Genomic DNA, 3,020 nt, shown 5'->3' with positions numbered 1-3,020 from the left:
TAAGAGACAGCGGCTGCCCCACATCCTCGCCGGGTCCGGACTCCTGACCGTGTGACCGCCGCGACGGTACTTCGATCTGTCGAAGGGGACGTACTGCCCGTGGCTGTAGGCCGGTGATCGGCTGTTTCGCATGACTTGCGGACCGGCCCTTGTTGTTTCGGCCGCGGGCAGGCGGTCATTGGTGCCCTTGCCGGATACCTGGTGACATCTTCGGGCCGACGCTGGTTCGGCCTGTCCGCCTCGGGAACCGTTGAGCTCGTATGGATCCTCACCCGTGATGCCCCGCGGCCAGAATGCGTGCCGCGGTAGTGATCGACGCACGCGGATCGCAACCTTTGACCACCGTTACTGCTCCTGTCAGGCTACTCGAGTAGACCAGCAGTTCCATCAGATTGTGCACGCTGGTCGATATGTATGGTCGCGCCGGGCAGGCCCGGCGCCGCGGCTCGATGAGGAAGACCTGCCGGTGAACAAACTCGTCCCCACTTCGCGACTTCGATCCCGGACGCTGTGGCGGTCCCTGTCTGTGCCGTTGATCGCGTCGATGCTGCTCACCGCGTGTAGTGCCGGATCGGGCGAGAACACGCAGCCGCCGCGCACCGGCGGCACGCTGAACTTCGCGATCGGGACTGATTCCGGATGCGTCGACCCGCACCAAGCCGGCAGCAGCGACACGATGTATTCGCTGCGGCAGACAGTGGATTCGCTCCTGGACCAGGATTTCTCGACGGGGGAACTGGTTCCGTGGCTGGCGGAGTCCTGGCAGGTCAGCGACGACGCGCGCACCTTCACCTTCCGGCTGCGACCGAACGCGACATTCAGCGACGGCACCCCCGTCGACGCCGCGGCGGTGAAGGCCAGCTTCGACGCGATACCCGGACTCGGTGCTCTCGCGATCCAGGCGACGTCCTATCTCGAAGGCTACGTGGGCACCACGGTCGTCGACGATCGGACCGCCGCGGTGAGCTTCGCACAGCCCAATGCGCAATTCCTGCAGGCAACCACGACATCGTCGCTCGGCGTGGTCGCGCCCTCGACCGCGAGCCGGCCCGCGGCCGAGCGATGCAGCGGCGGCGTGATCGGGTCGGGTCCGTTCGTCCTCACCGAATACCTCAGGAACCGGTCGGTCACCCTGACCAAGCGGCAGGGCTACGACTGGGGCTCGGCGCGGTGGACGAAACCGGGCGAGGCATACCTCGACACCTTGGTGTTCCCGGTGATTCCCGAGGCCGGTGTGCGCACCGGCAGCCTGATCTCCGGTCAGGTCGACGCGATCGGGCGCGTTGCCCAGGCCGAGGAGTCGGCGCTGGCCGGGGCCGATGTCACGGTGCAGGCGTACACGATTCCCGGCGTCGGCTACAACCTGGGTTTCAACAACAGCAAGCCGCTGTTCGGCGATGCCCGTGTGCGCCAAGCGATCCAGATCGCCGTCGACCGCAAGCAGATCGTCGAGACGGTGTTCTCCCGTGGTACCAACCCGGCGACGAGTGTGCTGGCGAAGAACACCCCCGGCTACGTCGACCTCGGTGCGGTACTGGCGGTCGACATCGCCCGGGCGAAGCGGCTGTTGGACGAGGCGGGCTGGGTCCCCGGGGGCGGGGGCATCCGGGAGAAGGACGGTACGCGGCTGAGCCTGAAGACCGTCTGGTTCACCACCGCGGCCACCTTCCAGCCCGCGCTGGAACTGATCCAGCAGCAGCTCAAGGACATCGGTGTCGAACTGGTCCTGCATCAGTTGCAGGTCGCGCAGTTCCCGGAGCTGATCCGCTCCGGTGATTTCGATCTGTTCTGGGGCGGCAACTACAGCCGCGCCGATCCGGATGCCCTGCGCACGCTCTACTCCACCAAACTGCGCAACGCCTACCGCGTCCCGGCGACCGAGCTGGAAGGGTTGCTCGACCAGCAGGCTGCCACGCTGGATCCGGTGGCCCGCAACCGGATCGTCGCGCGAATCCAGGAACTGATCGTCGCCAACGCCTATGTGGTGCCGATCGTCGACCAGCAGTCGGTGCTCGGCGTCCGCACCGCCGTCCACGATCTGCGGTTCGCCGGTGCGGGTGACGTCCACCTGCACGACACGTGGAAGAGCTGAACAGTCATGTGGCAGTTCGTATTCCGTCGAGTCGCACAGGCGGTTGTGGTGCTGTGGGCGGCCTACACCGTGTCGTTCCTGCTCCTGTTCGCTCTGCCGGGAGACTCCGTGGATGCCGTGGCGGGCGCGTCGGGAGCGGCGACGACGGTCGATCCCGCAGAACTGGACCGTCGGCGCGCCGAGTACGGCTTCGACGAGCCGCTGTTCACCCAGTACGCGCATCATCTCGCGGATGCGCTGCGCGGCGACTTCGGCGCGTCCTTCGCCAGCGGTGAGCCGGTGGGCGCGCTCATCGCCGAGGCGCTACCGCAGACTGTGCAGCTGACCGTCCCGGCCCTGGTGCTGGCGATCGTCCTCGGCACGACGGTGGCCACCCTGGCCACCTACCGGGTGAGCCGCTGGCTCCAGCAGTTGCTGCTGTCGCTGCCCTCGCTGGCCATCTCGATCCCGACGTTCTGGATCGGGTTGATGCTGATCCAGGTGCTGTCGTTCCGGGTGCCGGTATTCCCGGCGTTCGGCAACGACGGATGGCGTGGCCTGGTGCTGCCGACGATCACCCTGGCCGTGCCGACCGCGGCTCTGCTGGCACAGGTGCTGGCAAAGAGCCTGTCGAAGACACTCGACGAGCCCTATGTGCAGACCGCCCGGGCCAAGGGCGTGGGTCCGACCAGGATCCGGCTGCGGCACGCGCTGCAGAACGCGTCGTTGCCCGCGCTCACCGTCGTGGGATTGCTCGTCGGCGGCCTGCTGGCCAACGCCGTGCTGATCGAGATCGTGTTCTCCCGTAACGGATTGGGCCGGATCGTCGTCGACGCGGTCACCTTGCAGGACGTTCCGGTGGTGCAGGGTGTCGTCGTCTTCAGCGCAGTGGTCTTCGTCTCGGTGAACCTGCTCGTCGACCTGATCTATCCGCTGCTCGATCCGCGGA

The 3,020-nt window shown here is 66.9% G+C and carries 2 protein-coding genes; both read left to right on the top strand.

Features of this window, described 5'->3' with window-relative positions; all coding sequences use genetic code 11:
* Nucleotides 1-466 precede the first annotated feature (466 nt).
* Nucleotides 467-2,092 carry an ABC transporter substrate-binding protein gene (locus ACFWF3_RS30300; RefSeq protein ID WP_379317083.1) on the top strand — a complete coding sequence of 542 codons (1,626 nt, stop codon included), beginning with the start codon at nt 467-469 and terminating at the stop codon, nt 2,090-2,092.
* A gap of 6 nt (nt 2,093-2,098) precedes the next feature.
* A partial coding sequence (locus tag ACFWF3_RS30295) for an ABC transporter permease (protein ID WP_379317081.1) occupies nt 2,099-3,020 on the top strand: 922 nt, incomplete at its 3' end.

The sequence above is a fragment of the Nocardia sp. NPDC060220 genome (assembly GCF_042727815.1).
Taxonomy (GTDB): Bacteria; Actinomycetota; Actinomycetes; order Mycobacteriales; family Mycobacteriaceae; genus Nocardia.
Note: the sequence above shows the minus strand (reverse complement) of the source record. Positions and strands in the feature narration are given on the sequence as shown.